Origin of the sequence: Nocardia sp. NBC_01377, assembly GCF_045040005.1 — a bacterium.
Classification (GTDB): Bacteria; Actinomycetota; Actinomycetes; order Mycobacteriales; family Mycobacteriaceae; genus Nocardia; species Nocardia noduli.
Genome location: NZ_CP109567.1, coordinates 379,166 through 405,290, shown reverse-complemented (window position 1 = coordinate 405,290; position 26,125 = coordinate 379,166). Strand labels below are relative to the sequence as shown.

Below are 26,125 nucleotides of genomic sequence, written 5' to 3'. Positions count from 1 at the left end.
TCGAGTGTTAGACGACCTTGGCGGCAATGAGCGCATTCCAGATTTGGCCCTGATCGACGACCTCGACGCCGAGTTTCTCCGCCTTGGTCAGTTTGCTCTCCCCGACCCCGGCGCCGGTGATGAGCATGTCGGTATTCGCCGACACCGACGACGCCGCCGTCGCACCCGCCTTCTCGCACAGACGCTGGAACGTCGGGCGAGCCACCTTCTCTCCGGAGCGCGGGTCACTGAGCGCGCCGGTGATCACCACCGTCTTGCCCGCCAGGGGCGCACCTGCCGCGACGACGGGCGGTAGGTCCTCCGCGCGGACGTCGAGACTGACACCCCGCTCGCGCAGCCGTTCCAGTTCCGGGCGCAGGCGCGTGAGGTGCGCGACCAGCGAGGCAGCGACCTTCGGTCCTATGTCTTCCACCGCGACGAGTCGTTCCTCACCCGCGTCGGCGACCTCCTCCAGCGAGCCGAATCCCGCCCGGGCCAGCCGGGCGGCGGTGCCGTCGGAGGCCATCGGGATCGCCAGCCCGATCAGCGCACGGCGCAGACCGACCTGGCGGCTGGCGTCGATCGAGTCGATCATCCGCGCGGCCGAGACTTCGCCGACGCGGTCGAATTCGAGCAGGCGTTCCTTGGTGAGGGTGTAGAAGTCCGACGGGTGTTCCAGGATGCCCGCCTCGGCGAGGCGTTCGATCCACACTCCGCCGATGGCGTCGATGTCGGCCGCCGCGCGCGAGGCCCAGTGGATGAGTCTGCGGACCGTCTGCGCGGGACAGGAGACATTGGTGCAGAAAAGTTCTCGGCTGTTGCCCTGTTCGGTCACCGGCTGCGCGCACGAGGGGCAGGCGGTGGGCGGCACGATCTCGACTTCCTCGCCGGTGCGTTGGGAGGCGTCGAGTACGCCCGCCACGAACGGGATCACATCACCGGCGCGACGTACCAGGACGGTGTCAGCGACCTTGATATCGCGGGCGCGGATCACCTCCTGGTTGGCCAGCGTCGCCTTGGTGACGGTCGTGCCACCGACGAACACCGGCTCGAGCCACGCGACCGGCACGATCTTGCCGGTCTTGCCGACATCCCAGATCACCTCGCGCAGCAGCGTGGTTTTCTCCTCGGCGGCGAATTTGAACGCCAGCGCGCCACGCGGCGAGTTCGACCGGGTCCCGGCCGCCGCGTAGGCGTCACGGTCGGCCAGTCTCAGTACCGCGCCGTCGAGGTCGTAGTCGAGATCGTTGCGGCCCTGTTCGATCGCGGTGATCGCCGCTTGGGCCTGTTCGGCGTCGGCGCAGATCTGCATCTGCGCGCCCGCGACTCCGAGGGCGGCGAGCCCGTCTCCGAGATCGCGCGCGGCGCCGCCGTCGGAGGTATCGAGGTCGAAGCCGAAGAATTGCAGGCGGCGTTCGGCGACCGTGGCGGGATCTTTCGCGCGGAGCGTGCCCGCGGCGGCATTGCGGGGATTGATCAGGGGTTTGTCCGGATGTGCGGTGTTGTAGGCGAGGAAGGTGGAGCGCAGCATGACCGCCTCGCCGCGCACTTCGACCCGTCCGGCGACGGAGATCCGTTGCGGGACGCCGTCGACCAACGCGCGGACGAGCTTCGTCACGTCGTCGCCGGTGGTGCCGTCGCCTCGGGTGATCGCGCGCGCCAAGCGGCCTTCCTCGTAGACCAGCGCCAGCGACAGGCCGTCGAGTTTGGGCATCACCACCACCGGCTGGCCGGGGAAACGGTCGAAGAACGCCGCCACCTGCTCGGGCGTTGTCGACTTCTCCAGCGACAGCATCGGCCGCGAGTGCCGGATCGGGGCGTGCAGCACCGCGGGCGCGCCGACCTGCTCGAGCGGGTTCGGGTCCGGCGTGAGCTCGGGGTGCGCCGCGATCAGGCCGCGCAGCTCGTCCTCGATCAGGTCGTACTCGGCGTCGGCGACCAGCGGCGAGCCCTGGTAGTAGGCCTCGTGCAGCGCCACGATGCGGTCAGCGAGCTCTCGGATGTGTTCCCCAGTTTCCACGGGGGTGACGGTACCGATACCCACCGACGTCGGACGCGAGCGAGAGTGTGGAGGTTGGGTCTTATCGCTGCCTGCTCGGGTGTGGGCGGAGCGGATTCCGTTTTCGGTGGTCATGGTCCTGCCGGTGTTCGTGGTGGTCGGTCGGGGGCGGGCGTTGGTCATCAGGCGCCCGCCGGTTCGGCGGTGTCGTGTCGGGTGTAGTCGTGTGGGCTGGTCTCGTTGAAGTCGCCGGGGCGCAGTTCGTGGAGAGGGTCGCCTACCCAACTTGAGGGCGAGCCCGGGGATTTCTTCTGACCGTCGAGCCACCGACTCAAACCGTGTCCGACCTCGTAGAAGCGACCCGTCTCGGGGTCTTCGAAAGCCAGGAAGGTGGTGTCGAGGTCGCGAAAACGGACGATCCGCAGGCCACAGAACTGTGACAGTGCCGAGAGAGCGGAGCTGATCGTGCCGGTGGGAATTGCGGTGAGCGAGGGCCATTCGCTCAAGGCTCCGGCCAGGCTGGGGGCGGAGCCAGCGACGGCATCGCCGCGGCGAGGACCTCTCGTCGAGCCTCGGTGTTCGCGAACACGGTCTCGCGGACTGCGTCACGGACACTCGAATTCGGGAGCTGTTCGCGGAATTGATCGACCTCGGTCGGACTGAGTGGGCCGGGTAGCATCCTGTTCAGGCCCGCGACCGACAGCACTGTGTTTCCGGACAATTCGGCGAGGGTCGTGTCGAGCACCGGCGTCAGATCGGCGAACATCAGCGGCGATCGTGCGGCGGCAGCGCCACTCACTGCCTCGAGGATTGCCTCGAGGATTCCGATCGCGCTCTCGAATCGGGGCTGGTTCCACGCCGCGAAGGCTAGATGCGCGTCGATCTCTGCCAGCTGTTCCGGGGTCAGTGCGGCCGAGCCGATTTGGTCGGCAGCCCTGAGCAGCTTCTTCAGCCAAGTCCTGGTGTGGTCGAAATCGACCGGCGGCGGACCCTCCGGCCCGCGCAGAGTGTGACCTGCGGGCGGGTCGGCCTCGCAGATGGGGATGGCGCGGGGATCGGTGCTGTGTTCTTCCATCTGTAATGGTCCTTCTGATAGTCGGTTTCGGGATCTGGGTGGGATTGGTCGGGGGAGAGTCCGCCGACGCCGGTGCTCGTGGAGTTCACCGGACCGGCATGGCTGCGCAGCGAGCCGTGGCGGATGACACGGCTGCGACATAAGCGCCGAACCGGGAAGGCGAACGCTCGTCGGCGCGCAACAGGGTTGGCCTGGTCGAGATCGGGTGTGGTCGAGGCGTGCGCGTTCGCGCGGAGGCGGTCCGGGCCGCGTCTCTTGCACTGCCACCCCGGATCTGCCGCGAGCGTCGTGCCAAGGCACGATCACGCGGTCCGGAGTCCGGTGGGTCGGCGTCGTGGAAGCCGCCGCAGCGCGGGCGTCGTCAGTGTCGGGGGCCGGTGCGGCGTTCGAGCCAGAAGCCGACACGGTGGTCGGCGCGGCCGATGGCCCAGCCGTGCAAACGTACGAGTTCCTCCCAGGCCCATGCGGTGGAGTGGGTGTGGCGCCCGGTGGCCGGATCGTGATCGAGATGTGGGGTGTCGATGGATTCGGTGGCCCACAGTTGCCCGATCGTGCGGGTGGTGACGTGGACCAGTACCCGGTCGGCGTCGGTGTCGAGAGTGGTCGGTGACGCGGTGAGGATTGGGCAGCTCCGGCAATCCGGGCCGGTGAGTTGCCCCCATCGACGTGGCCGGATGCATCGGTTGTAGGGACCCCACTGGGCCAGGCGGGTGTCGCGCCTCGTGTCGTACAACGCGGGGTAGCGACGTGGGCGTAGAGCACATTGCGCTGGAGGGGTGCTGTAGTGGGCGGCCAGGCTCAGCCGGTTCCAGCCCAGTCCATCAGGGCCGCGTGGGTCGGGTTCGGGCGCAGGAAGGTAGAGAGGCATGTGATCGTTGCTGTTCCGGGTGTCGATTCGGGTCTGTCCGAGGCCTTCGCGCCGCCTCGTGTGAGCAGCGTTGTTCACCGATGTCGAACACGAGGGGACACAGACGTGTCGTACACGGTTTGGGAGGTAGCGGTGGCCGTCGGCCACGATGCACGGGAGGGCGATTTACTTGTTCGGCTCATGCGCTTTCGAGCGAGCGGTCATGGAACTTCCAGGACTGTTGTCTGCGTGGCGTGCTCGGCCGTGGTCTTCGAGAGTCGTCCGCCAGGATCTTGCCGGGCTCGGTTGTCCGGCTTGGGTCCGGTCACTGGTCGGGGCCGGGCCCGTCCTCCAGGACAGGAGTGGTGCTCGGATCGGCCGGTGTCGGCGGATCGGTGGTCGGCGCTGTGGTGGGCGCAGCATCGTTGATCCGGGCGTCTCGGATCGTGGCGCCGATATCGGCGCCACCCGCGGTACGGAGTCCGGGCATCGAACCGGCGCGGTTGTGCATGCGTGCCGGGCCGGGGAGTTGCAGGCCCCTGATCGCGGTGCTGTCGCGAATACTGGTGATGGAGGCGACCGCGAGACGCAGCAGACCCGGATCTCGCGGCGGGTTGTATTCGATCGGGCAAGAGTCATACAGCGCGTTTACTAGGGTTCTGGTGTGGATGCGGGCGTAGTCCAAACGCCATCGCGCGTCCGCGGTGAGCCGGTCGAGGAACAGACGAGTCGCGCGCCCGTTTCCCTCCCGGAACGGGTGGATCCAGTTCAGGTGCATGAAAAGCCATGAGGCGTCATCGATGAACTGCTCGCGGTCCAGGCTCGACCAGTCTATCGTTCGCGCGTGATCGAACACTGCCGGAATGTAGAGGTCGAAGTCTTCGGGACGCAGGAAGTCCTTGTCCCGCTTGACCATTCCCACGGTTCGTAACTGTCCCGCCCAGGGGTAGGTGTCGGCGAACAGGTACGCGTGGATGGCCTGCCACTCGGTCAGGTCACCGGTGCGGGGGATGTGTTTGCGGCGCAGTTGTAGGTCCAGGGCGCGTTTGGTGGTGTCGGCGTATTCGCGTGCCCGTAGTGCGGATTCATCACGCAGCCCGTAGAGGTTGATCAGCATCGGCGCGCCGGTCTGTGACGGCCACAGGTAGGCCTGCCAGCGCGCCTCCTCGAGTTCCTCGCTGGGCGCGCGAGGGTCATCCACGCTCGGTGGCCGCCCGGTCCGCGACCCGCTGATCGTATTCGGCTTCGCTGAGCTCGCCGGTGGCGTAGCCGATGGCCTCGGCGACGATCTCGCGGGTCAACGTCATCCCGTCGAGGCGATGGGACGCCAAGACCTGGACGACTGCCTCCTGTTCCTGCTCCGGAACGCCGTCGAACAAATCGGGGAATTCTTCGCTGATGGGAAGTGGTTCGGTCATCGAGGTCTCCTGTGATGTTGGTGCTGTCGTCGGCCCGTCCGGGTCGCGGTGTCGGTCTCTTGCGAGTGTGCCGTGACCGGGGCCGGTTGGCACCTCTCCAAGGCTGCGGCGGCTGTCCCCCGGGGGTCGGCACCGACTGCTCGGTGCCGACCCTCCCGGTCGAATGTCGTCGGCACGGCAGCGAGACCGGCGATGGGATGCGGCCGATCAGGTGTTGTGACCCGAGTGCGTGCGGGGTTCGGGTCCGGGCGCGATCTGATGGCTGTTCACCTGTTCGGAGATGTCGAGTTCGGCCAGGACCGTGGCGACGATGGCTTTCTCCTCGGCGGTCAGCGCGCGATTGCGGGGGTCGGTGCTCTCGCCGCGGTACCACGCACATTTTTCCTCGAAGCCGCGGCGTTCGGCGCTGTCGTCGATTGCTTCTTGTGCGGCCTTCTTCGTGGTCCTGGTGGTGATCGTCGAGCCGCGGTGATTGACCACCCTCCATCGGCGGGTGTCGGCGCGTTCGACGGTCCATTCGGTGGGTGGGTGCTTCAAATGCTCCCGAACAGCGCGTTCGAACGCCTGCAACCGGGCGGAGGCAGGCACGCCGGGCGGTGCCGGTGGGGATTGTGTGGTGTTCAGGCGGAGCTGGTCGGTGAGGTGGTCGACGAATCCGATCGTGCCGCTGTGATGGACGGCGCGCTCGTCGGTGTACGGGATGCCGTGCGCACGCGCCCAATTGATCGCGGCATCCAAGTCACATTGATCGGCGTCGAAGTCGCTCGGGCACAGTTCCCCTCCCTGTTTGAATCGGCCGAACCTGTTTCCCGGCCGTCCGGCCGTGCGTTCGAGGTCCTGCCACAGTTCCTCGGTAGGTATCCATACCGTGACCGTGCGTTCGATGAGGACGCCGTGACCGGTGTCCTCGGCTGAACCGTCACGGGTGGAATGGTTTTCGGTCATGATGGTTGCTCGTTTCGGTGGCCGGTCGTGTCGGTTGCCGTCGAGAGGTGCCGGGCCGTGGATGTCCGGGGTGGTCGTGGAGGCGGCGGCCGCGGGGAGCGGCGCTGCGGTGGGTGCGGTGCAGCGCGCTGATGGTGAGGCCGTGTCCGTGACCCGTCGCGGGGGTCTGTGCGGCGCCCCGGACTCGCGCGGTCCTTGCCGCGGTCGCGGCGGGGTACGGCGTCGCAGAGGAATATGGTCATGTGCCGTTGTCTTTCGATTCGGTTGACCGCGCGACGTCCCCGCCACGAGGAGGTACGGCGATGGGTCGGCCGGTACGCCAGTTGCGCCAGGCTTCGGCCATGTCGAGTCGAGTCATGTGGGCGGCGACCAGGACCGTGACCGCGCAACCGAAGTCGTTCGCGGCCGACGAGCCCAGTCCTGATGCGTCACACCAGCCCGTCGCGTAGCCGAAGGCCTCGAAACCGATCAACTCCGCGATAGGTTCCTCAACAGCGTGGGCGTACTGGTCGTCGTCGGGTATCTGGTTGGCGGGCGACTGCGGCGACAGCGCCGGTGGGGGCTCGGCGATGTCGTTGCCGGCGCGCCACGCCGACCATGCTTCCGGGATCGGAGGCAGGATCGTGCGCTGCTCGGCCAAGAACTCGGCCACGCCCAACGCGTATTCGACGGCGAAGTCGGAGGCGAGCTTGGTATCGAACCAGTTGGTGCCGTGGGCGTACTGGAATCCCAAGACAAAGCCTTCGGCGCGCTGATGCGCCCGGAGGACCGAGAATCGGACCTGGGATGCAGTGAGGGTTGATTCGGCCGGTGCGGTCGTGTGCACGGTGGATCCTGTCGTCAGGGGAATGGGGTATGGCGGTCGTCGCGCGCGCCGGTCTCGGCCCAGGGTGTTCGCGCAGCGGTGTTCTCGGCCCGGGCACAGGGGTGCGTTCGGTCCATGTGGGGAGCGACATCAGGAGGTCTCAGAGGCCGCACCTGGTGCGCAGGTCCTGTGCCAGTTCACGGGAGGCGTTCGTCGGGCGGCGGGTCTCCAGGATCCATTTGTCGAGGACTCCGTAACCTTCGCGGCCGTGGGATTCTTTCCAGAATTCGTCGTCGTTGGGTCCGCAGTCCACGCCGATGAGGTCGCTATCGATCCAGATCACGACACCGTCGAGGGTTCCCTGCCCGCCGAACACGGTGCCCTGGCGATCGATGGTTACCCGGTGACCGATCTGGAATCTGTTGGCGGGCACAGCGGCCTCCTCGGGTCGTATCGGTGTTCAGTGGCGTTCCGGCGGGTCGGCGCTGGTGGTGAGCGCGTGAGGTCGCGACGGCGGCAGAGGGAGTGCCGTGAAGGCGGCAGGAAGTTCGAGCGTTGTCACGTCGGAAAAGGTTGCGGGGGTGTGGAGTTGGACGATCACCGGCCCGATCGGCTCTGTGACCGCGAAGGTCGGTGAGCGGCCTGCTTGCAGCCAGCCTGTGACTACCTGCTGCACTCCGGGAATGAAGTCGATGAACTCGTCGTCGGAGAGTTCTTCGCGGGCGGTGATGTGCTCGTCGGCGTACATATTCGCGTCGCAGTAGCTGTGCAGGTCGGCGAAGCAGGCGACATCGGCGGGCAGGGCGCCGTCGGCGATGTCGGACAGGATCTGTCGGCAGATCTCGGCGGCGATATCGACGTCGGTGACGGTGTCGATCCCGGTGGGTGTCGCCGGGGTGATGTCGTCGGGCAGCCACCGCCCGTCGCCGAGACCGGACACGACCACCGCGTCGGGGAGACGGTGGCGGCGGCGCTGGGTCCGGCGGATCCCGGCAGCGGATTCGTAGGCGTCGTCGCGGCTGGTGGCCATGACGGTGCGCCGGGTGCCGGTGCTGGTGTCGGTCCACTGGTAGGCGTAGCGGATCGGATAGACGCGATTGCCCTCGGATCGCTGGTCTGCTCGGGGGAGGGCAACCGAAACAGGCTCGTGTGGGCGGATGGAGCGCGGCGCTGACGGTTGCGTAGGAATTGCGAGGTCGCGGGATTGCGGCTGAGGGGAACGATCTCCGAGATGGTCTGTCGTCACGGTGGTCCGATCTGGGACAGGGGTGTCCCTGGGTGTAGCTGGGTCGTGGGCTTCCGCGACGTCACGGTGGAACCAGCCGAGTCGTCTCGGTCTGCGGTTCGCCGGAGGGTCTGACTCAGGTCCGGGATGGGATGATTCCGGCGCGGCGTTCGACCCGTGGCGTGTGAGTGCTGTTGCGTAGCACAACGATTCGCAGCCCGTTTCGGGCGTGAGGGGTTCTATCCTGGTGGGGCAGGAGGGAGGCGCGTCATGGGTATGCGCAGCAGGGGATGGATGATCACAGCGCTGGCCGCCGTGATGGCGTCGGCGCCGGGCGGGTGGGCCGCGGCGGAGCCGGGGCCGGGAATCGTGCGGTCGGGCAGCCTGGTCTGGGTGTCGGTCGAATATCTACGGGCGCATCCGGACGCGCTTCCGGGGATCGAACTGCGCGGCGATACACCGCACTTCGAGGCGGCCAGTGCCGAGCGATGCGACCGTCAGGCGTGCATCAAGCTCGAGGGAGACGGGGTGTTCGTGGATCGATTCTCGACGACTTATTACAGCAACGGAAGCGAAGGTCCCAAGCACGCGCATTTCTTGTGGACTCCGGCCGGTGCGGGAACACCACGGTCGATGTATCACTACGACATAGCGCCGAGTGTTGCCGATACGGGCAAACCGGGAGTTTATTACGATACCCAGGGACCGACGGGCGCGTTCGCTGCTGGCTCGACGGCGTGCGCGGAATGGATCCCCGGCAGCGGGGTGCCGTGCGCGGACATCAAACGCTGAGAAACGAAGCACAAGGAAGGCGCGGGCGTGGACGACAGCTATGTGCCGGTCAGCGACACCGACACCGACGGGACCTTGCGCTGGCAGATCTGGGCGAGTGACGCGCCCACCGGCATCGGCAACCAGATCGCCGGCGCCGAAACGCTGATGACGCGTGTCCGCATCAGCGGCCCCGGTGTGCAGGACACGTGGGGATTCGGTGGTCCGAAACTGTATCCGGGCGAGCGAATCCATTACGCGCACAGTCGCTGCGACGGACTACCGGAATTCGTGCTGGCCCAATTCGAGCCCACGCTCGAGGCACTACACATCCAGACAACCCGGCGCATCGTGGACATCTCCACCACGGAACTGCCGGTTGCGTTCGGGTTGAAGTTCTTCGCGATGCCGCTGCGGCTCGATGAAGAACTGCTGGCGGTGACCGACGATCACGACCGCGATCCGGTGCCGGTGACGTCCTGGCCGGTCCTGCCTCCGCAGGCCGGAATCGGTTTCGAGCACCTTCCGGACTGAGCGCGCCTGCTGCCTGCCGTACGGGATCCCGTTCTGATTAGCCGTAGCCGTATCGTCGGCGGGATTTCGGGCGGCACTGTTGGCGGGCCAGTCTGCGGCACGTGGTCGGCCACGGCCGGGGCGTTGGCGAATGCGGTCACCCCGGCGGCCCGGTGATGTGAGAGCGGTGCGGTGATCGGATCACCCTTCTGGGAGTGGTGGCCGAAGTGGTAGCGCGGTAACAGGGTTCGAGTTCCGAGCGTGCCCGCGAGCCTGCGATCTGGCGAACCACCGTCGAGGGCAATCCACCGAGATCCGGTGTTGCTGGCTGTCATGGCCAACCGCGACGCTGGCGTCGGTGGCTCGCGCGAGAGCGGGAAGCGACCTCGCCGAGCTGCGCCGAGCGAGTGCTTTCGCTGTTCGCTGGTATGACTACGGCCAATCGATTGATGGCGTGGGCCGGTTGGCACGCCGGGGTTCTGGTTGGTTGTCCTGGGCGGTGGGCGGGCCGGGGTGAATGGGCGGCGGCGCTAGTGAACATCCGACGGTTCTGTGCCGGCAGTGGGGCCTCAGTGGGGATTCGGCGTCGCTGTGTCGGATGTCGAGTTGCAGGTCAGAACAGATCTGGGTCCGGATATCGCTGAGCGCTGTCTGTTTGGCGTCCTCGAGGGACGGCATGACGTCGTCGTGGCGGATCGATTTCACGGTGCCGATCACGGTCAAACGCACCTGCTCGTCGACGGCGCTGACGGTGACGAGTGCGGAGAAACCGAAGGGGCCTTCGTAGCCGTAGGTTTCGATGGCCTTCATCGAGGGGGCGGGGCCCTCGGCGATCCACGCCAGCGTTCGGCCATGGTCGGTACCGGCGGCGATCGCCGCGATCGCTTCGACTGCCAGCTTGGCGTGCTCGCGACGATCTCCGAGGGCGAATTGCTCCGGCTCGTCGGTGGAATCGGAGTTAGTGGTGATCATGGCGCGATAGATGCCGGTTTCGTCGCGAATGAGGATGCCGTCGTGCCCACCTGGCCCGTCGTAGAACCATCGCGACTCGGCGGGATGGTCTTGGTGCCACCGCGGTTCGTCAGGCACCAATTCCATGAGGCATTCGACAGGGCAGACCATACCCATGGGTATTGCTCCGATCGTGAAGTCGACGTTGCGCGTCGTGAAAGGGAGATTTGACCGTTCCCGCGCCGCTGTGCGGATTTCCGCAGCGGACATCAGGGGTCGTGTCGATCAAGCGAGGCCGGTCTTGATCACGGTCATCGATATTGTTTTGCTGCCGGTTTCGTCACCGTCGGTGAGGTAGCGCTGCTCGCTGTCGTCGGTGGAGTGCGCGAGGAGGTCGTATCGGATGGTTTCGACTCGCTCGACCACGACGTAGTGTTGGCGCGCGGGCATGGCGTTCGGGTCGCCGTCGTGTCCCGGGGCGCCATAGTCGGCCATCCCGCACGAGCAGCCACGCACGTCGGGTTGATCCTGGGTGGCGGTCGGTGTGTGCTGTACGTCGTTGGGCACGGCCCCTCCTGGTTTGGTGAATGTGACTGCGGTGCAGAGAAATCGAATGTTCTCGGCTGCGGCGGGGATCGCAGCCGAGGGCGCCGATCGAGGCCGCGTGGTCGTCCGGATCGAATCTTCTCGCCTGCGATTGTCAGGAGAGTTCTCGGTGGAGGTCCGCGGCGCGGCTGTAGAGATGGTTCCGCACGCCGTCATAGTGGCGTCGGACGGAAACGAGTGAGCTATCCGGTCGGATGCCCCAGGTTTCGACACTGACCACGCGCCGTGATGGTCGCGGCATCACGTGCGGATGCGGTTCGATCCGTCCGGGGCGAGGTGTCGAAATGTGCTTCCGGCATGCTCCCGGTCAAGAACTGGCATTGCCCGGTGACGTGCAGTGGGTAGTGACGTGAACAGTCAGGGGTGCTCGTTGCCGACTGTGCCCACTGAACCAGTCTGACCGCGTGAGGCATTCACTCCGGCGAGGTCGATGACGTGGTTGTCGTGGGTCCGGGTCACGTTCAGGACTTCGACGAACCTCGCACCGGGCAATCGTGGCATCGCCTGGCGCGCGTTCGCCTCGAGGCGCTCGAGGTCTTGGGACGACCGGAACGCGGCGTCAGGGCCGATGTGGAGGAGGCGATCGTCTTCATCGATATCCCAGACGGTGTAGCGTCCGTCGACGTTGCCCGCCAGGATGGCATCGAGCGCGCTCGAGTCCTCGCATTCGTAGACGCCGATCGTCCACCAAGTAAGGACCAGGGGCGTATTCATGTTGTGCGGCTGCGCGTCCGGAGTGCCGGTCACCGGTCCACCTCCCAGGTGGCGGCCCTGACCCTGCACAGTTCCGCGATCATGGCGTACTCGGTTCGCCATGCCTGCTTGGTGGCTTTGGTGCGAATCCAGTACTTGACTCGGAGGTCGACTTCGGCTGCCAACTCGTCGATCTGTCCCTGCCAGCATCCGACCCGCACGGTGTGGCCGATGGTCGTGCGATACAGAACGAGGTCCGTGTTCGCGCTGCCGAGCGGTCCGACGACCAGCAGATCTTGCATCTTTCGTAGCTCTGCCCCGTCGCTCAGGTGCACCCGGCCCGACACCAGCGTGTCTCCGCCGACTTTGGCGTTCCCGCACATCTGGGCGTAGCCGGACAGTCTCGCACCGCCGGAGATCTCGGCGGTGTCCCGCATTTGTGAATTGCCGCTCACCACAGCGAGTCCTGTAGCCCGGGACTGGCCGGTCATGATGGCGTGTCCTCCCACGTAGGTCTGGCCGCTGGCCTGGGCCGACATGGTGAGGTGGGCGCGTTCGCCCACTGTGGCGCGTCCGAACACCATGGCGTCGGCGCTGACCCAGCCGTCGTTCTCGACGTTGTTCAGCGATTGCACCCAGCCACCGAGATCACCGGCGGTGACGTCGTGGGCGGGCAAGTCACGGCCTGCTCGGATTCGACGCAAAATGACGTCGTCCTCGGTACGGATCGTCTCGTCCAACAGCACATGTTCGGACATAATGTCGATTCCTTCCATTCGAATTCAGCTGGCGCCAGGCGAGGATCCGCGGGCCCGCAGCGCTGGGATAAGGCCATCGCGACGCAGGTTGTTGTGGCACGAGGGCTCGTCGGTCGATCGGTTCGACCGACCCTGTTGCGGAGTCCGCACCGGCGGGAGACCGGAAGCGCTCCGGTCGACGAGCGCTTCGCTCCCGCTACTGCTCGCGCGGAAGCGAGGACCAGGGTCTCGGAGTCGCTGGTCGCGCTACCGCGGCGACATCGCGGCGGGTCTGCCGACTGCTGTACTCACCATCAGCAACCATGGCGCCGTTGAGACCGCTGTGTCAGGCGACGGTGTCCGGATCGCCGAGGAGTTCGGTGATGTGAGCGAGGATTACATCGATCTGAGGATCGGTCGCAGTCCCCCACCGCAACGAGCTTTCCTCGCCATTGCTGTCGGTGATGTCGAGCCAGACCATCGCGGCGTCGTCGCCGACCTGGTGCAGCCCACGAGCGCGGAAGCATGGCCTTTTATCCGCCAGCTGGTCTGCGCCATCGGCCAAGTGCTCACCGAGATCGGTGAGGCTGCGGTGCAGGCACAGGAGCTGGTTGAGGACATCGCGGACTGTGTCGGCCCCGGGAGCGATATCGTCGTCGACGAAAGTTTCGGTGAGCGAGAGGGGTTCGCTGGCCAGCCGCATACCGGGCTGTGCTTCGACGACGATCAACAGGTTCGACTCGCCGACATCCCATACCTCGATTTCGGTGAATGCGCACCGGCAGCCCGCGGCCGCGGCCTCGAGGACCTCGCACACACTGAGGACGTCGGTGACCCGGAAGTCGGACGAATCACGGAGGATTCCCAATACCGCCGCGAGCTTGATGTCGTTCACGGTCGCCGGCGTGCCGGTGTGGTTCATTCTCGGAACTTGTTGAGAGACATCATGTTCAGACGCCGCATCGGGGGTCGGGGTTGCCTGTGAGCCGTTCATGCGCCCACGTCCAGCATGTACTGGTGCCTAGCGGGCCTCGGCAACCCGCGGGGCGTAGGTCGACGTGTCTCTGCGTGTTTCGCTCGTTCGGTGAAGTCGACGAAGACGACTTCTGTCACTGGCGTGACCCCATGCCAGGCCGTGCGGTAGAGGCTGGTGTCGATCGAGCACGCCGGTTCCAGCGTGAGACCGGTCGCGGTCCGGAATTGTCGGTATTCGGGAGAGTCGATGTTGCGGTATTCGCTTTTGCCGCTGAATTCGAATCCGGAGGATCGCTGCGGCACGATGAAGACGCCGTCGTCTGCCATCATGGAGGCGACCGCGATAACGTGGTATTCGAATCTGGCGCCGTTGTATCCCGGGGCGTTCTTCGACCGTGCGACTGCTCCGAACGGCGGATTGGCGATCGCCATGTCGAACCGGTCCAGTCCCATGCTGGGTACGTCGAGAATGTCGCCGAGGATCCATTCCGCGTCCGGCATCACCCTTCGGCCGACTCGTAGGTAGTCAGGGTTGGATTCGATGCAGGTGAAATGCCGTTGCTGGCCTTCGTGCGGTCCGGTGGTCACTCGTCCCTGGCAGGCGTGCGACAGTCTTCCGATTCCGGCGCCGAGGTCGAGGATGCGGTGCGCGCCGGTGAGGATTTCGATCGCGAGGTCGTTGGCCAATTCTCCTGGTGTGAAGAACGCACCGTGGGTGGAGTTCGCGGCGGTCGAGATCTCTTGGAAGTTGTCCAGCACGAACTCGCGCTCTTCGGCGGTGAGGTCACGGTCCAGGTCGACCAGGGCGAGAGCTTCGGCATGTAACTTCTCTTCAGCCTTCGTCATCTTGCCCATCAGCTGATCCCGCGATTCACGACCGCGGTCTGACGGGCCGTCGGCCGGTGTCGACTACTGATGTGTGTCATCGGATTTGCTCGATTCGTTCGGTTCGACACCCGAGGAGGGCGTGGAAGGTTCGCCTCGCCACGGCCGGGCGAGGCGAGGTAGTCGAAAAGGGAAGTGCTGCACCAGGAACCGCACGGAGTCGCCTGCGGGTGCTGGAGGGTTGACGTCACGCCCGCTCGGCGTGGCGCGGACGGTTCCGCGACCGGGCGTGGATCGGGTGTGGTTGGTGATCGGCTCGCGGGACGACGAATTGATCTTCGGCTGGGCTCGGCGATGCCTCGGCTGGTCAGTTCACGGGCGGCGAATTCTCGTATCAGGCCAGTGGTGTCCACGCCGCATGAGGCGTTCCAGCTCCGCTGGCCTGCGTCGGAGATCTGCGTTCCGGACGAACGAGGTGGTTGTGGGCAGGGTCAAGCGCCAGCGAGATCGGTGGTGCTCCGGTGCCCAACCGGGGGTTGGCGCTCGCGGTCAGTGCGGCTGTTTGTCGGTCGGCGCTGTGTAGCGCAGGTGGGTGAGCTGCGCTATCGGGCGGTCGCTGCGCCAGTTGGTCCATGCGTCGGCGATATTGGGGCGCGATGCCCGGGCGGCGACGAGCACTGCGTAGGTGTGGGCGAAGTCGACGGCATCGCCGGAGCCGACCCCGGCGGCGTCGCACCAGCCGCGTACGTATCCGAGCGCTTCGAAGAACATGGCTCGCGCGGTCGGGTCGCGCAGCGCAGCGGTCGACGCGTCGAGGCCTGGGACCGGGTTCGCGGTGCGTGAACCATGCACGGTGAGATCGGCGGTGAGGTCGCCGCCGTTGCGCCAGGCGACCCAGGCACGCGGGACCGAGGGCGGGTCGGTGGGGGTACCGGACAGCGATTCGGCGACGCAGGCCGCATAGTCGGCGGCGAACGCGGCCGCGGACTCAGCATCGGGGGTGCCGTGGTGCTGGACGCCCAGGATCGCCCACGCGTAACCCTCCGCGCGAGCGGGCGCATCTTGCAGCGCTGCGCGCTGTTTCGTTGTGCAGGGCAGATGAATCGAGACGGGTGAGGACATGGGGAAACTCCTTCGAGGCGGTGGCCCGAGCACGTCCTCACTCGAATGCCGGGCGCGAACGTGGTGGTGAAGTAGCAGGCGGGGATGTGCCGCAACGGTGCCTCTGACGGGCCGGGGCGTCGGTCCAGGTGAATACGCGAACACGGACGCGGTGGGGCAGCGGTGCCCGATCCCGTCGCAGGTATTCGATGGTCCGCGGCTACGGAGGCGGGACTCACGCGCCGGGGTATTCCATTGGAATCAGCCGGGAGGCTGCTTTGCGGGACTGCGAGCGGTGTGCGCCGAGGCGAGGACGCCGCAGCGGCGACGCGGCGGTCAGTGCTGCGGGCTGATCAGCGGACAGGTGTAGACGGGCCGGTTGGGGACGGTGAATCCGACGCCGTGATGAACGCGCTGTCGAGCAGGTTCGCCGAGCTGCGGTCCGGCCAAGCCTCAGCGCGTTCTGTCCCCGGTGGGCGTGCGGTAGTTCAGCTGTGGCGGTGAGGATCCGAATGTGTGCTGGGTAGGGCGGCGCCAGGACGCGCGGTGTCGGTTCGGGGGATCAGCTGGGTCCAGATCACGCCTTCGGTGGCGAACAGGTTGTAGCGGGAATGAACGTGATAGGAGTTGGCGAGGCCTTCGCGGAGTCCTTCCGCGACACAGGTTTCGTAGGCATCCTCGGTGAAATCGCCCACGTGGCCACGGCTGCGGTCGCTGGTGTCGGCGTCGGTGATCAGATAGATTCCCTCGCCGCTGGTGGTCCGGGCGATCAGGTACCGATAGTCAGCTCCGGTGAGCGTGGCCAGACTCTCTACGGGATGGCTGAGCAGGGCCATCGCGATCAGGTCGATGATCGGGATCGGGGGCGGATCAGAACCTGCCGATGGCCGGGCCGGTACCGAGCTCACCAGGCAGGGGCGAGGAGGCTGGTCGTTGGACACCGCAGTGCCTTCGCCCGTGTCGAGGTAGAGGAAGAACGGTCCGTGGTCGGGCCCGACGAGTCCTGCTTCGCGGGGGTTGGTGATGGCGATGCTGTATCCGCCGATGTCGTCGCGCCAGTCGTCGTAGCCGGCTGTGGCGGGGTTGATCGGTCGGCCGGTCCGGTCTCGGAATCCGGTGGGCGTGAATCCGTCCGGGTCCGGGTCGAACTCGATCGCGGCCACCTCGGGCGCGTGGGTGCGCGCGTAGTTGACGATCATCGCCACTGACAGCGTGGTGATCCGATCAGCGGCGCGCCGGGCGAGTGCGTGGGCGTCTTCGAGTTCGCGCTCCAGCCGATCGAGGACGGGCTGGTCGCTGGTTGCCGTGGTCGTGTCCCGACGGGCGTAGTTGTGTGCGCCGTCGCCTGCCGCGAAGGCGTCTGTGTGGGTGGTGTCGAGCCCGCCGATCCAGCTCGTCGGGGATCCTGGATGATCGGGGGCTTGTCCGTCGGAGTAGTTGAGCCAGGCCCACAGGTGCCCGCCGAGGTAGTAGATGTTGCCGAGGCGGTCCTGGACGCGGAAGTCGGAATCGCCTGTGTAGCCGCCGTCGTCGAGGACATCCCACACGCAAACCACCCGGACGCCGGTGGCGCCGAGGGTCCGGCCGAGGATGTCGGTGACGGCGTCGCTGTCGTATCCGTCGGACATGCTGGCACGCAGGTCGTCAGGAAGATCGCACCACGCGGGGGCGGTGGCGCGGGTGTGGGCTCGCGCCAGAACGCGCAATGGGGCATCGAGCCTGTGGTCGGCGGGGGTGATACGGCGGTATCCGGTCAGGAATTCACCGACCGCAGTGGCGGTCACCGAGTCCAAGACGGTCGGGCTGGGTTGGTATTGATACCAGGAGAAGAAGGCTTCGGCATCGGGGTGGTCCAGGCCGACCGCGAGGCTGTAGAAGGCGGGGTCGAATTCGAGGTGGACGCGATCGGGTATCCGGTCGCTGGCGTGTTCGGTGGTTTCGAGCCATTCGATGATCAGTGCCAGCAGCTTCGCGGTGGGCGGGCCGGTGACGGTGAATGCGGTGTAGATGCGCAGATCGTGTGGGTCGAGCTGGACGGCGATGTTGATGCCGTCGACCGTTTCCCGCAGGCGGTGTACGAGCGCTTCGATCGGTGCGGCCGAGGTGAATTCGTCGGTGGCGGCGTGGATGCGGTCGAGGTAGTCGGCGACCATGGCTTCGGCGCGCTCGCGCAGCGCCGGGTCGGCGATCTCTTCGGTTCGTCCGACGAGTACCCCGGGTTCGGTGCCCGGGGTCGCGCCGTCGCCGAGTGGGCATCTTGTGAGGCCGTCGCGCTTTCTGTCGAGCAACGTGAGCACGGTGGTGTCGGGCAGGGTTTGGATCTGGATGCACCATCCGGCGGGCATGCCGGTGCGCGGGTCGATGTCGATCATCGAGGTCTCCTGGTGAGCGCACGACGTGCGTGCGGCTGAACGGGCGGCGGGCCCGTATATGTCGGTGGATAGAGGCAATTGCCGTCGAGATCTGTCGTATTGCGCTGTCCTCGTACGGTTCTCGGACCGAGGCGATTCGGTTCGGGCCGGTGAGTGCCGAGGTGCGGCGCGTACTCGTCCCTCCGAGGTCCGGTGCGAGGCGGCGGACGTGGGCGGGGGCACGTGACCTACCCATGGACCGGACAGTGGACAGCTCGTGGACGGGGTTCCCATCGACCTGGCATCGGCCGATCGCTCTGCGCCGCCGTGGATGCGGCGCGGTGTGGTCTGGTCCAGCGCGTGTGTCGACGTGCAGAGTGCTCCTACCGGCCCGCCGTGACCGGTTTCGGAGTGGCCGGTCGTTCAGCGCGATCCGGATGGTGACCGGGTCGACCACGTCGGTAGCGGCACTGGCGAGCCGTGGCAGGATCGGTACCCATGGCTCGCTCGACGACGATCACGATCAACGGCAGTGCTGTTCAGATCAGTGACGAACAGATCTTCCTGGCCACCCGTGACAAGATCCCGGAGACGCCGGAGATCTACGTGGTCCTTGTCAACAACGCTCTCTGGCCGCCACTTCAACTCATCCGATCGGCCACGGGACTGCCGACCGGCAACTACAACTCGCATTCCGCGCTGAAAGCGTTGAACGAGTTGGGCTTCGACACCTTCGAGCGGGTGGTATACGACGATGGAGGAAAGGTGCAGGTGCGCGAAAGCCGCAAGCGCAGCTAGGTGGCAGACAGGTAGGCGCGGGCCTCGACGATGGCTCTGACCTGGTTGTGGACTTCTTCGGGCCAGTGCACCGGTGCGGCGATCGCGAAGTCGGTGACCGGCAACGTGACCGGTTCGCCGCGGCCGCACTCCGGTGTGCGCCGTTGCGCGCTGACACGCAGTATGCCCGGGTCGGTGACCGGTTCGGGCGGGTCGACGTACCAGCTGTCGGGGTGGGTCCACACCGCCTCGTAGTCCAGGCCGTCGAGTTTCCAGTTCCAGAATTCGCCCAGCGGCCCACGGCGATGGTCGAGTTTGATGGGGCCGCCTCGGCGTTTCGGCCGAGCCGGGAGCGAGCCCGCGTCGAGGTCGGTGAACAGGTCCGGGAACCGTGCGCGGGCCTGGGCTTCGGTCATGTGACCGGTGATGTGGTGGTAGCGCACGGTGGAATCGGCGCTGATCTCACGCTGGCCGAGCTGCTTGGCGGTGATCGTGTACAGCGTCAGGCGTGATTGGCCGGGAATGCTGACCACCGAAACCGATTTGGTGTTCGCTCTCGTGACCTGGTGCCAGCGTGTCTGGCTGATCTGCACGAAGTCGCCGACCGAGAAGTCGCCGGGCCCGTAGTCCAAGGTGAGCCCCTCGGCGATCTGCCGAGCACGGACCTGCTTCCAGTAGGTGATCTCATCGGCGCGCTGGGCCATCCGGTCCACGACCCGCTGGCGGTCTCCCTCGGTGACGGGTCCGTAGGTTTCGACGCCGGTGACCGTGCCCTCGGCATCGAGGACGAGGGCGTATCGGTCGAGCAGGCGTTGGTCGCCGCGCTGGTCGGCTTCGAAGGTCTCGATCCGATCCGCCACGGTCCGTGGGGAATTGCGCAGATCGGTCGTCTGGGCCGCTACCTCTGCTCGATCGTGGGCTCGGGCGGCGTCGCGGTCGGCCTGCACCGACCGACTCAACGCTTTGGGTACGTTCTCCAGTGCGCGCTCATGACCGGCCTGGGAATGATGTCCCAGTTTGACCGGCTCGCCTCCCGGCGGCACGCGACGGCACGCCCGTTCGTGAGCGGCCGCCGCGGCCGCGGCCGTGAGGTCCTTGCGGGATGCCTTGGCCCGCAATGCCGTCACTCGACCGGTCTGGCGCTCGGCGCGGTCGGCCTCGGCGAGAGCGGTCGGGCGGGCGGTGCGATCGATGTGCATCTGCACGTCGAATCCGGCGTCACGCAACGCTGTCGCGGCGGCGTCGATGACGTACTGGTCAGGTTGACGGTCGCGGGAGTACCTCACGATCCACTGGCCGAGGTGGCGTGACCATCTCCAATGTCCGACCGTGTCTTCGACTTCGCGCATGACTTCGTAGGTGCCGTCGTCGCGTTCCGTGCCTTGGAGCAGTGTGCCGTCTTTGGCGTTGTGGGAGATCGTCACCGTTTTCATCGCCATCTCCTTCCAGTTCGACATGCGCATTGATGCATATGTGTGGGCGGGTTGGTTGTGGGCTGGTCGCGGAGCAAGCAACAACCCCGCAACGTGGATCCAGGCGGACCAGAACCCGATCTGGTCGCAGAAATTCGGACGACTTGCCGCGAATTCAGTTCTCGGCCGTTGGACCCGATCCGGTTGGTCGGCAGTGACCGGCGCAGCGCCGACCGATCATCGGCCCAGCAATCGAGGTGCGACAGCCATGCGTTCGGTCTTCGCCCGTTCGAATGCGAAGTCGCAGCCAGAGCCACGCGAGATCGACGCTCCAGTACGGGGCCGACCGCTGTCTCCGAACGCGGCCTTGCCCAGCCATGTGGTTGTGCGGGCACCACCGCGACAATGTGTGCCCCTCGGTGTGGCGGTCACAGTGCCGATCGCGGGTTTGAGCGGCGGTGCGTCAGAGAGCCGGATCGATGCCGGGATCGGGCTCGGCCAGCGCCGCGGGGACAGTGAAGTCGCGTTCGGGAGGCTGTGTGGTGGCGTGCCCGGGATCGACGGTGACCGCCGCGCGGATTGCGGCGCCGATCTCGGCCCCGCCGCCCGTGGCGGGCACAAGTGGCGCGGGGACGGCGGTGTTGGTGATCTCCGGTCCCCGGGGCCCGGGATCGGCGGGTTGCGGCTGCGGTGTGGGAGGCGTCTCGCGGGCGACGGTGATGGCGTCGAAGACGCGCAGCAGCGCATCGAGGTCTTCGGGTTCGCGGTAGTCCATCGGGGTTCCCACCGAGGATGCCATTGCCCAGACCTGACGCGATACGCGGGAGAAGTCCAGCTTCCACCGGGCCGTGCTGGTGACTCTGTCCAGGAACAGCTGGGTTGTGCGGCCGTTGCCCTCGCGGAACGGGTGTGCCCAGTTCAGATTCATGAACTGTGTGGCGGAGACAAGCAGGAAGTCGGTGCGCGCCAGCCCCGCCCAGTCGGTGTGCTTGGCCGGTTCGAATGCCGACGGCAGGAACTTGTCGAAATCGGCAGGGTGCAGGAAGGCCCCGGTACCCTTTCCGAGCCCTACCGTCCGGAGCTGTCCGGCCCAGCTGTAGATGTTGCCGAACAGGTGCGCGTGGATCGCGCTCAGCTCGGTCAGGTCGCGGGTCGCGGGAATCTGCACTGTGCCCAGCGCGATCTCGAGGGCTCGTTTGGTGGTTTCGGCGTATTCCCGGGCCCTGAGTTCGCGTTCGTTGTGTAGTCCCAGCAAATTGGCCAGCATGTCCTCGCCGGTGTCGGAGGCCCACAGGTAGGAATACCAGCGCCGTAGCGCCTCCAGATCAGGGTCGGCCATGGCAGCCTCGTTCGCTGAGGACCGGTCCTGTTGGTGCGACGGTGGACCTCGCGTCCGGGTATCGACCTCGCCCTGTGACGGGTTCGGCGAACGGGCCGGTGAAATGAATCGGGCTGTACACCAGATCAACTCCCGAAGTCCGGACTGTAGTGGAAACAGCAGTGCGGCTGCGATGTTCGAACATTCCAGTCTGCCCGAATACGCCGATTCCGGCCAACGCCCGCCCGAGTCCCGGCCCGTTCCCCGAGGATTTCTTGGATTCCCCGAGCGGGCCGCAGCCTTCGACGACGCATTGCGGAACATGTTCCCCGAGTACATGAACGCTCCCGCTGGTCGGGCCAGCTTGTGACAACGATCGCCAACTTATGACACCTACGGGCTGTCGTTACTCAGAACTCGCCAGCACGACAGGTCTGTCGATCCTGTCTTGTCACCCGCGGAAGCGATGAACTGCTGGGATTCGGTCGTTGGCGAGCAATTGCCGGTCTCGGAGGAAGTTCAGGCGGGGTGCAGCAGGCTGTGCTCGGTGCCCAGGACCAGCGACCGGCGTAAGGCTCTGTACAGCGAAGACTTCGTCAGTGGTTCGGCGCTGAACTCGTCGACGTGCGAGACCCGATATCCGAGCATGGCCTCGATCTCGGCCCATTGCCGCTCGTCGGGAACGGCACCGTCGCGGGGAAAGAACGCGTCGGCGATCCCCGTCGCGCCATCCCAGGGCATGTATCCGGGCGGGACGGCGATATCGCCTCGTGGGCCCCAGTACTCGCCCAGGTACATCTCGTCGGGCTCGGTCAGACGGACCAGGTACGGGCCGCGGCCGGGGACAACGCCGGGGACAACGAGTTCCGGTGCGGACAGGTTGCGCACCCAATCCGCGACCTTCGCATCGACCGCGGCGATGTGGACCTCGGTGCCGTCGAGCGCGAGTAACCGCACCAGGGCCATGCCGTCGCGGCTGTGGTCCATTTCGAACGAACCGACTCGGCGGCCGTCGTCGAGACGGCAGCCGGACTCGATCAGCTGCAACGACAGCGCCGCGACCAGTTGCTGCTTACCGGTGGACTCCGCGAGGCCGTGCGCGCCTCGTAGCAGCGCCCACACGTCGCGGTCGACCAGGTATGCGGCCGCTATGCGCAGCCGCTGGATCCGCGGCATATCCGCGGGCCATCCCGAATCGACCGCCTCGTGCTGTGACATGGTCATTTCCACCTCCAGTGGTTCGGGCCCTGACTTTCAGGGCCTGATGTGATGTGTCGATCACCGGTCGATCCGGCACGCCGGAACCCGGTCACGGCATGCCGGAGGCGATGTGGCGTCGGTGCCGCTGCGCCGCGGTGTCGGTCGCTCCGCCCATCGCGGCGCAGCCGTCGCACAGCGGCTGGGCTACGGCGCGCGCGAGCGCTTCCGGATCCGGCTTCTTGCGCGCGTAGCCGCCCGAGGACGTGGCCTCGACGTCCGGGGGAAGTCCGGTGACCGGGTCGATGGGCAACCCCATGACACAGTCCGGACAGGCGACGATCTGACCGCCGCACTGGCAGCAACGTGCGGATAGCATCAATTCCATGGCGGTTCCTTGTCTTTCGGGAATGTTTCGGTCCGTCTCGGCGGCGGCGCGGTGTCGGAATTCGGTCCCGGCCAGCGCGTGCGACAGCGGAGATCCGGACATGAATTTCTCCAATCGAATGGCTGCCTCGCCTGGGCAGCGCAAATCGACGCACGAAATCGGTGCGTGGAGGAACTGGGAATCAGTCGGTCATTCCCGACTCAGAAGATCGCGATACTCGTCGCTATCGAACTCGCCGTTGACGAACCGCTCCATCACGTCAGCGACCTGCGTGGCGGTCATCGCCTCGGGGATGGCGCGAGCGTGACCGAACTGCCAAGGCTCGCCGGGGAACTCGTGTACTTCCAGCGTCAGGATTCGCTCCTTACGCTCGACGACCTGATATCGCCCGGGTGAGACCGTCGAGTTCGACTGTGAACTCGGCGTGCAGTGTGATCATCTGCTCGCTGCCCGGGCCATGCGCTCGATGACGCGACCCAACATGTGCCGGAACATGTGGCGGAACAGACCCGGTGACGAGTCGTCGAGCAGGGCGTGGACGACGACCGCGAGAATGTGTATCAGCTCGTTCGCGGCCGATACCGAGTCGCTCAGCTGCCCGGACAGCTTGACCGCCAGATCGACCGCCTTCGTCTCACCCGGCCGGGCCAACTCGTAGCCATGGGCGACGGCGAGCATGTCGAGGAGCTGGCGAGATGTCGGCAACAAGGTCGCGTCGGCCACCATCAGTCTCTCGATACCTTCCGGGGCCGAGCAGACCGCGCACGTGAAGTACTCCCCGGTGTCGACGCACTCCGCCGCGTCGAGGCCTTCGAGACCGACCCCGCCGATCGACGCCGGGTCGATCCGCCACCGGCCGTCCTCGAACATGAGGTAGACCCTGACGATCTGCTCGATCTTGTGGACAGAGCCCGAATCCGAAGGGGTGGGGTTATCGCTGGCGTTTTCGATGGACATTGCCGTTCCTGTCTGAAGTGTTGCGGATTACGCCGGGCGGACGTGCTCGACGGTTTGCTCGATATTCGGGCCGGAGTTCCAGCAGAGCCGACCCCTTTCGCCGTCGATCACGAAGGAGTGCTCGTCGGTATCGGTCAGCAGGCCGCGGATCTCGGCGCGGCTCCGCATGGTCGGCGGCGTGTAAACGCGGACGACATGGACCTCGTCACCCACGCGAAACCGGGTGTGGTCGACGGCGGTCATTCGGCGCGGCACGTGAGGATGTGGGGCGAGCTCTTCAGTGCGAACGCCGCGCGGGTGAGCATGTCGGTGTGGTCGACGAGTCGCAGTAGCAGGTCTTGATGGTCGACTTCGGCGAGAGTGCCGCCCATCGCAGCCAGGACTGCGTCGATCTCGCAACGGTCGAACGAGGCGGTGGATGTGACGGTCTCGATGTATCGCAAGGTCAGCCGCGACCAGTCCGGCGGGATCGCCGCGACGGGAGCGCGCGGGGGTACCACGTCGGGCGAGCCGTGCAGCGCGTTCACCCACGCGCCGAGCGCCAAGAGTTCGCCGCGCAACTCGGCTGCCCTACGTTCGGCGCCGATCAGTTCCTGTGTCCGCTTGACCAGCGCCTTGTTCGCTTCGGCCAGCATGTGCCGGACCAGATCGGAGTCATCGACACGGCTCTGAATCGCCCGCACCCAGCGGCCGAGGAACAGTGCGATGTCACCGCGCGGGGCGACCTCGTTCAGCACCAGTTCGCTCGGCGTTTCCCACCTTTGGCCGCGCCCCACGCTTTCGGAGTCCACTGTGACGTCTTCCGGTCCGGACTCGCGGAAGGTCGCCGCGCTCACGATCCCACCGGGCGTGAGCGTGAACGCCGTGGAGTACATGGCACGGCCGGCCATGATCTCGAGCGAGCACACGTGAACCTTCCACTGGCCGGTGCGGTAGCCCAGGGTCCAGCCGCTGTCGAGGTCACCGAAGATGCCGTTCAGGGTGGCGACCTGATGTGCGGTGGTCGCGGCCTCCAAAAGATCGCTGAGACTGATTTCGCGAGTATCGCTGTCGTACATCACTATTCACTCATTGCGTTGAAATGTTCTGCCGGAAATCGGCAGCACGAAGAAACGCACCGAGTTCAGATGCGAGTCATGAACCGGATCAGAAGAAGATCAGGCCGACAACCACGGCCACAGCCAGCCGACAACACGCACAACCACCCAGCCGAGAACCTCGGAGATGGCCAGCGAAACCCGCACTAGCTGAGCGCACCTGGCGCCGAACCTCTCGACACTCGATCGCCGGGTGTCGTTGGGTGATCGGCTGCGCCCCGGGGCGTTCCGGCGCAGCGAGCTATGGGATCGGAAGTACTGAAATATGTTCCAGGTCTGGCCCGTTCAGGCAAAGGCATGCCATCGAGGCTGAAGTTGTTGACCAGCAGTCCCGGCCACCGGCTGCGCCGACCGGGGACAGAACCCCCGATTCGAAAAAATTTGGCCGCTCGTCCAGCCGCAGACCGTAGGTCGGCGGTGACCGATTCCGCAGTGGCTGGTCAATCCGAGGGTCAGCGGATCCGCAGCAGCGGTGTGGCCTGGAGTGTCGGTCAGTAGAGGTTGGAGGGCAGCCACCAGTCCTGGATGAGTCCGATCTCGGGGGCGATCTCCCCAGAGCGCCGTTCCTGGCCGCGGGCGATAAGGACAGGTACAGCACCGGTCTTGGCAAGGTAAGAGCAGCGCGCAGCGGAGACGGTAGCGCAGCCGGGGTGCAAGGGCGCCGATGTGGAGCAGTGGCCGTCCTGGTCGACGAATACGACCGCGTCAGCGGGATCGGCGGGCAGTCCGCAGTGCTGGCAGCCCCACTGTTGCTGGGCGACGGCGAGGCGGCCGCGGTGGATCATTCGCCAATGCGGCTGCAATGCCCCGGCCGGGTCGCCGGTGACGGGAGTGATCCACGGGATCGGCATGAGTTGATGGTTGGGTCTGCGGAGCCCAGCGGGGTTGTGGTCGATCCCTGCGGAATCGAGCAGCCGCCACAGCGGCGCGAGGATCCCCGCCGCCGAGCACCAGGAGGTCCCGCAGGAGACGGTGCCGGTCTCGAGCCCCAGCAACCGCGGCTGCCCGCAGTCATCACACGGCAGCTCCCGCAGTTCGAGCGCTTTCTGAGGCTCGGGGGTCACCGTGACCAGGTGAGACAACGTCGTGGTTCCTTCCGGGTCGCCTGGCGTGTTCACGCGGCGATAGCCGTTTCACTGTAGCGAGTCCGGTGCTCTACCAGG

Annotated in this window: 30 protein-coding genes; 4 read left to right on the top strand and 26 right to left on the bottom strand. The window is 66.3% G+C overall.

Annotation, left to right across the window (positions count from 1 at the left end):
* Positions 1–7: 7 nt before the first annotated feature.
* From ligA to OG225_RS42235, 10 genes are all read right to left on the bottom strand, one after another.
* A complete protein-coding gene (ligA, locus tag OG225_RS42280) occupies positions 8–1,999 on the bottom strand; it encodes an NAD-dependent DNA ligase LigA (RefSeq protein ID WP_331758841.1) in 1,992 nt (663 codons plus the stop codon).
* Positions 2,000–2,160: 161 nt separating this feature from the next.
* Positions 2,161–2,484 (bottom strand): hypothetical protein, encoded by a 324-nt coding sequence (locus OG225_RS42275; RefSeq protein WP_331758032.1) that lies wholly within the window; start codon positions 2,482–2,484, stop codon positions 2,161–2,163.
* Complete coding sequence (locus OG225_RS42270) at positions 2,481–3,053, bottom strand: hypothetical protein (RefSeq protein ID WP_331758031.1); 573 nt, start codon at positions 3,051–3,053, stop codon at positions 2,481–2,483. The genes OG225_RS42275 and OG225_RS42270 overlap by 4 nt, the downstream gene beginning before the upstream one ends.
* A 361-nt stretch (positions 3,054–3,414) precedes the next feature.
* Entirely contained in the window at positions 3,415–3,921 is a 507-nt protein-coding gene (locus OG225_RS42265; RefSeq protein WP_405183585.1) for a hypothetical protein, read from the bottom strand.
* Positions 3,922–4,225: 304 nt separating this feature from the next.
* Positions 4,226–5,101: a Fic family protein gene (locus OG225_RS42260; protein WP_331758029.1), complete on the bottom strand. Its 876-nt coding sequence runs from the start codon at positions 5,099–5,101 to the stop codon at positions 4,226–4,228.
* Positions 5,094–5,318 (bottom strand): hypothetical protein, encoded by a 225-nt coding sequence (locus OG225_RS42255; protein WP_331758028.1) that lies wholly within the window; start codon positions 5,316–5,318, stop codon positions 5,094–5,096. The genes OG225_RS42260 and OG225_RS42255 overlap by 8 nt, the downstream gene beginning before the upstream one ends.
* A 207-nt stretch (positions 5,319–5,525) precedes the next feature.
* Positions 5,526–6,263, bottom strand: a complete 738-nt coding sequence (locus OG225_RS42250; protein WP_331758027.1) for a hypothetical protein — start codon at positions 6,261–6,263, stop codon at positions 5,526–5,528.
* A 238-nt stretch (positions 6,264–6,501) separates the two neighbouring features.
* Entirely contained in the window at positions 6,502–6,996 is a 495-nt protein-coding gene (locus OG225_RS42245) for a hypothetical protein (RefSeq protein ID WP_405183584.1), read from the bottom strand.
* Positions 6,997–7,228: 232 nt separating this feature from the next.
* Positions 7,229–7,501, bottom strand: coding sequence for a hypothetical protein (locus OG225_RS42240; protein WP_331758025.1), 273 nt, complete (start codon positions 7,499–7,501; stop codon positions 7,229–7,231).
* Between the two features lie 27 nt (positions 7,502–7,528).
* Entirely contained in the window at positions 7,529–8,098 is a 570-nt protein-coding gene (locus OG225_RS42235) for a hypothetical protein (protein ID WP_405183583.1), read from the bottom strand.
* A gap of 465 nt (positions 8,099–8,563) precedes the next feature.
* Here OG225_RS42235 and OG225_RS42230 point away from each other — a divergent pair, with 465 nt between their 5' ends.
* Both OG225_RS42230 and OG225_RS42225 read left to right on the top strand, forming a co-directional pair.
* A complete protein-coding gene (locus OG225_RS42230) occupies positions 8,564–9,085 on the top strand; it encodes a hypothetical protein (RefSeq protein WP_405183582.1) in 522 nt (173 codons plus the stop codon).
* 27 nt (positions 9,086–9,112) lie between these two features.
* A complete protein-coding gene (locus OG225_RS42225; RefSeq protein ID WP_331758022.1) occupies positions 9,113–9,598 on the top strand; it encodes a hypothetical protein in 486 nt (161 codons plus the stop codon).
* A 411-nt stretch (positions 9,599–10,009) separates the two neighbouring features.
* Here OG225_RS42225 and OG225_RS42220 read toward each other — a convergent pair whose 3' ends face one another.
* The 8 genes from OG225_RS42220 to OG225_RS42185 all read right to left on the bottom strand — a co-directional run bounded on the left by OG225_RS42220 (position 10,010) and on the right by OG225_RS42185 (position 17,837).
* Positions 10,010–10,666 carry a hypothetical protein gene (locus OG225_RS42220; protein WP_331758021.1) on the bottom strand — a complete coding sequence of 219 codons (657 nt, stop codon included), beginning with the start codon at positions 10,664–10,666 and terminating at the stop codon, positions 10,010–10,012.
* Between the two features lie 147 nt (positions 10,667–10,813).
* Complete coding sequence (locus tag OG225_RS42215) at positions 10,814–11,095, bottom strand: hypothetical protein (RefSeq protein WP_331758020.1); 282 nt, start codon at positions 11,093–11,095, stop codon at positions 10,814–10,816.
* Between the two features lie 396 nt (positions 11,096–11,491).
* The gene (locus tag OG225_RS42210; RefSeq protein ID WP_331758019.1) at positions 11,492–11,881 is read right to left on the bottom strand and encodes a hypothetical protein; all 390 of its coding nucleotides are present in this window, start codon (positions 11,879–11,881) and stop codon (positions 11,492–11,494) included.
* A complete protein-coding gene (locus OG225_RS42205) occupies positions 11,878–12,585 on the bottom strand; it encodes a hypothetical protein (protein ID WP_331758017.1) in 708 nt (235 codons plus the stop codon). Before OG225_RS42205 ends, OG225_RS42210 begins: the two co-directional genes overlap by 4 nt.
* A 325-nt stretch (positions 12,586–12,910) precedes the next feature.
* Positions 12,911–13,459 (bottom strand): hypothetical protein, encoded by a 549-nt coding sequence (locus OG225_RS42200; RefSeq protein ID WP_331758015.1) that lies wholly within the window; start codon positions 13,457–13,459, stop codon positions 12,911–12,913.
* Positions 13,460–13,554: 95 nt separating this feature from the next.
* The gene (locus OG225_RS42195) at positions 13,555–14,385 is read right to left on the bottom strand and encodes an N-6 DNA methylase (RefSeq protein WP_405183581.1); all 831 of its coding nucleotides are present in this window, start codon (positions 14,383–14,385) and stop codon (positions 13,555–13,557) included.
* Positions 14,386–14,913: 528 nt separating this feature from the next.
* The gene (locus OG225_RS42190; RefSeq protein ID WP_331758011.1) at positions 14,914–15,486 is read right to left on the bottom strand and encodes a hypothetical protein; all 573 of its coding nucleotides are present in this window, start codon (positions 15,484–15,486) and stop codon (positions 14,914–14,916) included.
* A 467-nt stretch (positions 15,487–15,953) separates the two neighbouring features.
* The gene (locus tag OG225_RS42185) at positions 15,954–17,837 is read right to left on the bottom strand and encodes a hypothetical protein (RefSeq protein ID WP_331758009.1); all 1,884 of its coding nucleotides are present in this window, start codon (positions 17,835–17,837) and stop codon (positions 15,954–15,956) included.
* 477 nt (positions 17,838–18,314) lie between these two features.
* Between OG225_RS42185 and OG225_RS42180 the strand changes: the two genes are divergently transcribed.
* Complete coding sequence (locus tag OG225_RS42180; RefSeq protein WP_331758007.1) at positions 18,315–18,614, top strand: hypothetical protein; 300 nt, start codon at positions 18,315–18,317, stop codon at positions 18,612–18,614.
* Here OG225_RS42180 and OG225_RS42175 read toward each other — a convergent pair.
* The 4 genes from OG225_RS42175 to OG225_RS42160 form a co-directional block, all read right to left on the bottom strand.
* Positions 18,611–20,026, bottom strand: a complete 1,416-nt coding sequence (locus tag OG225_RS42175; protein ID WP_331758005.1) for a DUF3560 domain-containing protein — start codon at positions 20,024–20,026, stop codon at positions 18,611–18,613. The genes OG225_RS42180 and OG225_RS42175 overlap by 4 nt on opposite strands.
* Positions 20,027–20,468: 442 nt before the next feature.
* Positions 20,469–21,344 carry a Fic family protein gene (locus OG225_RS42170; protein WP_331758002.1) on the bottom strand — a complete coding sequence of 292 codons (876 nt, stop codon included), beginning with the start codon at positions 21,342–21,344 and terminating at the stop codon, positions 20,469–20,471.
* Positions 21,345–21,842: 498 nt separating this feature from the next.
* A complete protein-coding gene (locus OG225_RS42165; RefSeq protein WP_405183580.1) occupies positions 21,843–22,547 on the bottom strand; it encodes a hypothetical protein in 705 nt (234 codons plus the stop codon).
* An 85-nt stretch (positions 22,548–22,632) separates the two neighbouring features.
* Complete coding sequence (locus OG225_RS42160; RefSeq protein WP_405183579.1) at positions 22,633–22,908, bottom strand: hypothetical protein; 276 nt, start codon at positions 22,906–22,908, stop codon at positions 22,633–22,635.
* Between the two features lie 165 nt (positions 22,909–23,073).
* Between OG225_RS42160 and OG225_RS42155 the strand changes: the two genes are divergently transcribed.
* Positions 23,074–23,304, top strand: coding sequence for a hypothetical protein (locus tag OG225_RS42155; protein WP_331757994.1), 231 nt, complete (start codon positions 23,074–23,076; stop codon positions 23,302–23,304).
* A gap of 39 nt (positions 23,305–23,343) precedes the next feature.
* Here OG225_RS42155 and OG225_RS42150 read toward each other — a convergent pair whose 3' ends face one another.
* The 4 genes from OG225_RS42150 to OG225_RS42135 all read right to left on the bottom strand — a co-directional run bounded on the left by OG225_RS42150 (position 23,344) and on the right by OG225_RS42135 (position 26,080).
* Positions 23,344–23,865 (bottom strand): hypothetical protein, encoded by a 522-nt coding sequence (locus tag OG225_RS42150; RefSeq protein WP_331757992.1) that lies wholly within the window; start codon positions 23,863–23,865, stop codon positions 23,344–23,346.
* Between the two features lie 27 nt (positions 23,866–23,892).
* Positions 23,893–24,108: a hypothetical protein gene (locus OG225_RS42145; protein WP_331757989.1), complete on the bottom strand. Its 216-nt coding sequence runs from the start codon at positions 24,106–24,108 to the stop codon at positions 23,893–23,895.
* Positions 24,105–24,926 carry a hypothetical protein gene (locus tag OG225_RS42140; protein ID WP_331757987.1) on the bottom strand — a complete coding sequence of 274 codons (822 nt, stop codon included), beginning with the start codon at positions 24,924–24,926 and terminating at the stop codon, positions 24,105–24,107. Before OG225_RS42140 ends, OG225_RS42145 begins: the two co-directional genes overlap by 4 nt.
* Positions 24,927–25,453: 527 nt before the next feature.
* Positions 25,454–26,080 carry a hypothetical protein gene (locus OG225_RS42135; protein ID WP_331757985.1) on the bottom strand — a complete coding sequence of 209 codons (627 nt, stop codon included), beginning with the start codon at positions 26,078–26,080 and terminating at the stop codon, positions 25,454–25,456.
* Positions 26,081–26,125: the final 45 nt, after the last annotated feature.

Coding starts and splice junctions, on each gene's coding strand:
- OG225_RS42270 (WP_331758031.1), bottom strand. CDS start 3,053: ATGGAAGAACACAGCACCGATCCCCGCGCCATCCCCATCTGCGAGGCC.
- OG225_RS42265 (WP_405183585.1), bottom strand. CDS start 3,921: ATGCCTCTCTACCTTCCTGCGCCCGAACCCGACCCACGCGGCCCTGAT.
- OG225_RS42255 (WP_331758028.1), bottom strand. CDS start 5,318: ATGACCGAACCACTTCCCATCAGCGAAGAATTCCCCGATTTGTTCGAC.
- OG225_RS42250 (WP_331758027.1), bottom strand. CDS start 6,263: ATGACCGAAAACCATTCCACCCGTGACGGTTCAGCCGAGGACACCGGT.
- OG225_RS42235 (WP_405183583.1), bottom strand. CDS start 8,098: ATGGCCACCAGCCGCGACGACGCCTACGAATCCGCTGCCGGGATCCGC.
- OG225_RS42230 (WP_405183582.1), top strand. CDS start 8,564: ATGGGTATGCGCAGCAGGGGATGGATGATCACAGCGCTGGCCGCCGTG.
- OG225_RS42205 (WP_331758017.1), bottom strand. CDS start 12,585: ATGTCCGAACATGTGCTGTTGGACGAGACGATCCGTACCGAGGACGAC.
- OG225_RS42195 (WP_405183581.1), bottom strand. CDS start 14,385: ATGACGAAGGCTGAAGAGAAGTTACATGCCGAAGCTCTCGCCCTGGTC.
- OG225_RS42190 (WP_331758011.1), bottom strand. CDS start 15,486: ATGTCCTCACCCGTCTCGATTCATCTGCCCTGCACAACGAAACAGCGC.
- OG225_RS42185 (WP_331758009.1), bottom strand. CDS start 17,837: ATGATCGACATCGACCCGCGCACCGGCATGCCCGCCGGATGGTGCATC.
- OG225_RS42180 (WP_331758007.1), top strand. CDS start 18,315: ATGGCTCGCTCGACGACGATCACGATCAACGGCAGTGCTGTTCAGATC.
- OG225_RS42175 (WP_331758005.1), bottom strand. CDS start 20,026: ATGAAAACGGTGACGATCTCCCACAACGCCAAAGACGGCACACTGCTC.
- OG225_RS42170 (WP_331758002.1), bottom strand. CDS start 21,344: ATGGCCGACCCTGATCTGGAGGCGCTACGGCGCTGGTATTCCTACCTG.
- OG225_RS42165 (WP_405183580.1), bottom strand. CDS start 22,547: ATGACCATGTCACAGCACGAGGCGGTCGATTCGGGATGGCCCGCGGAT.
- OG225_RS42160 (WP_405183579.1), bottom strand. CDS start 22,908: ATGGAATTGATGCTATCCGCACGTTGCTGCCAGTGCGGCGGTCAGATC.
- OG225_RS42150 (WP_331757992.1), bottom strand. CDS start 23,865: ATGTCCATCGAAAACGCCAGCGATAACCCCACCCCTTCGGATTCGGGC.
- OG225_RS42145 (WP_331757989.1), bottom strand. CDS start 24,108: ATGACCGCCGTCGACCACACCCGGTTTCGCGTGGGTGACGAGGTCCAT.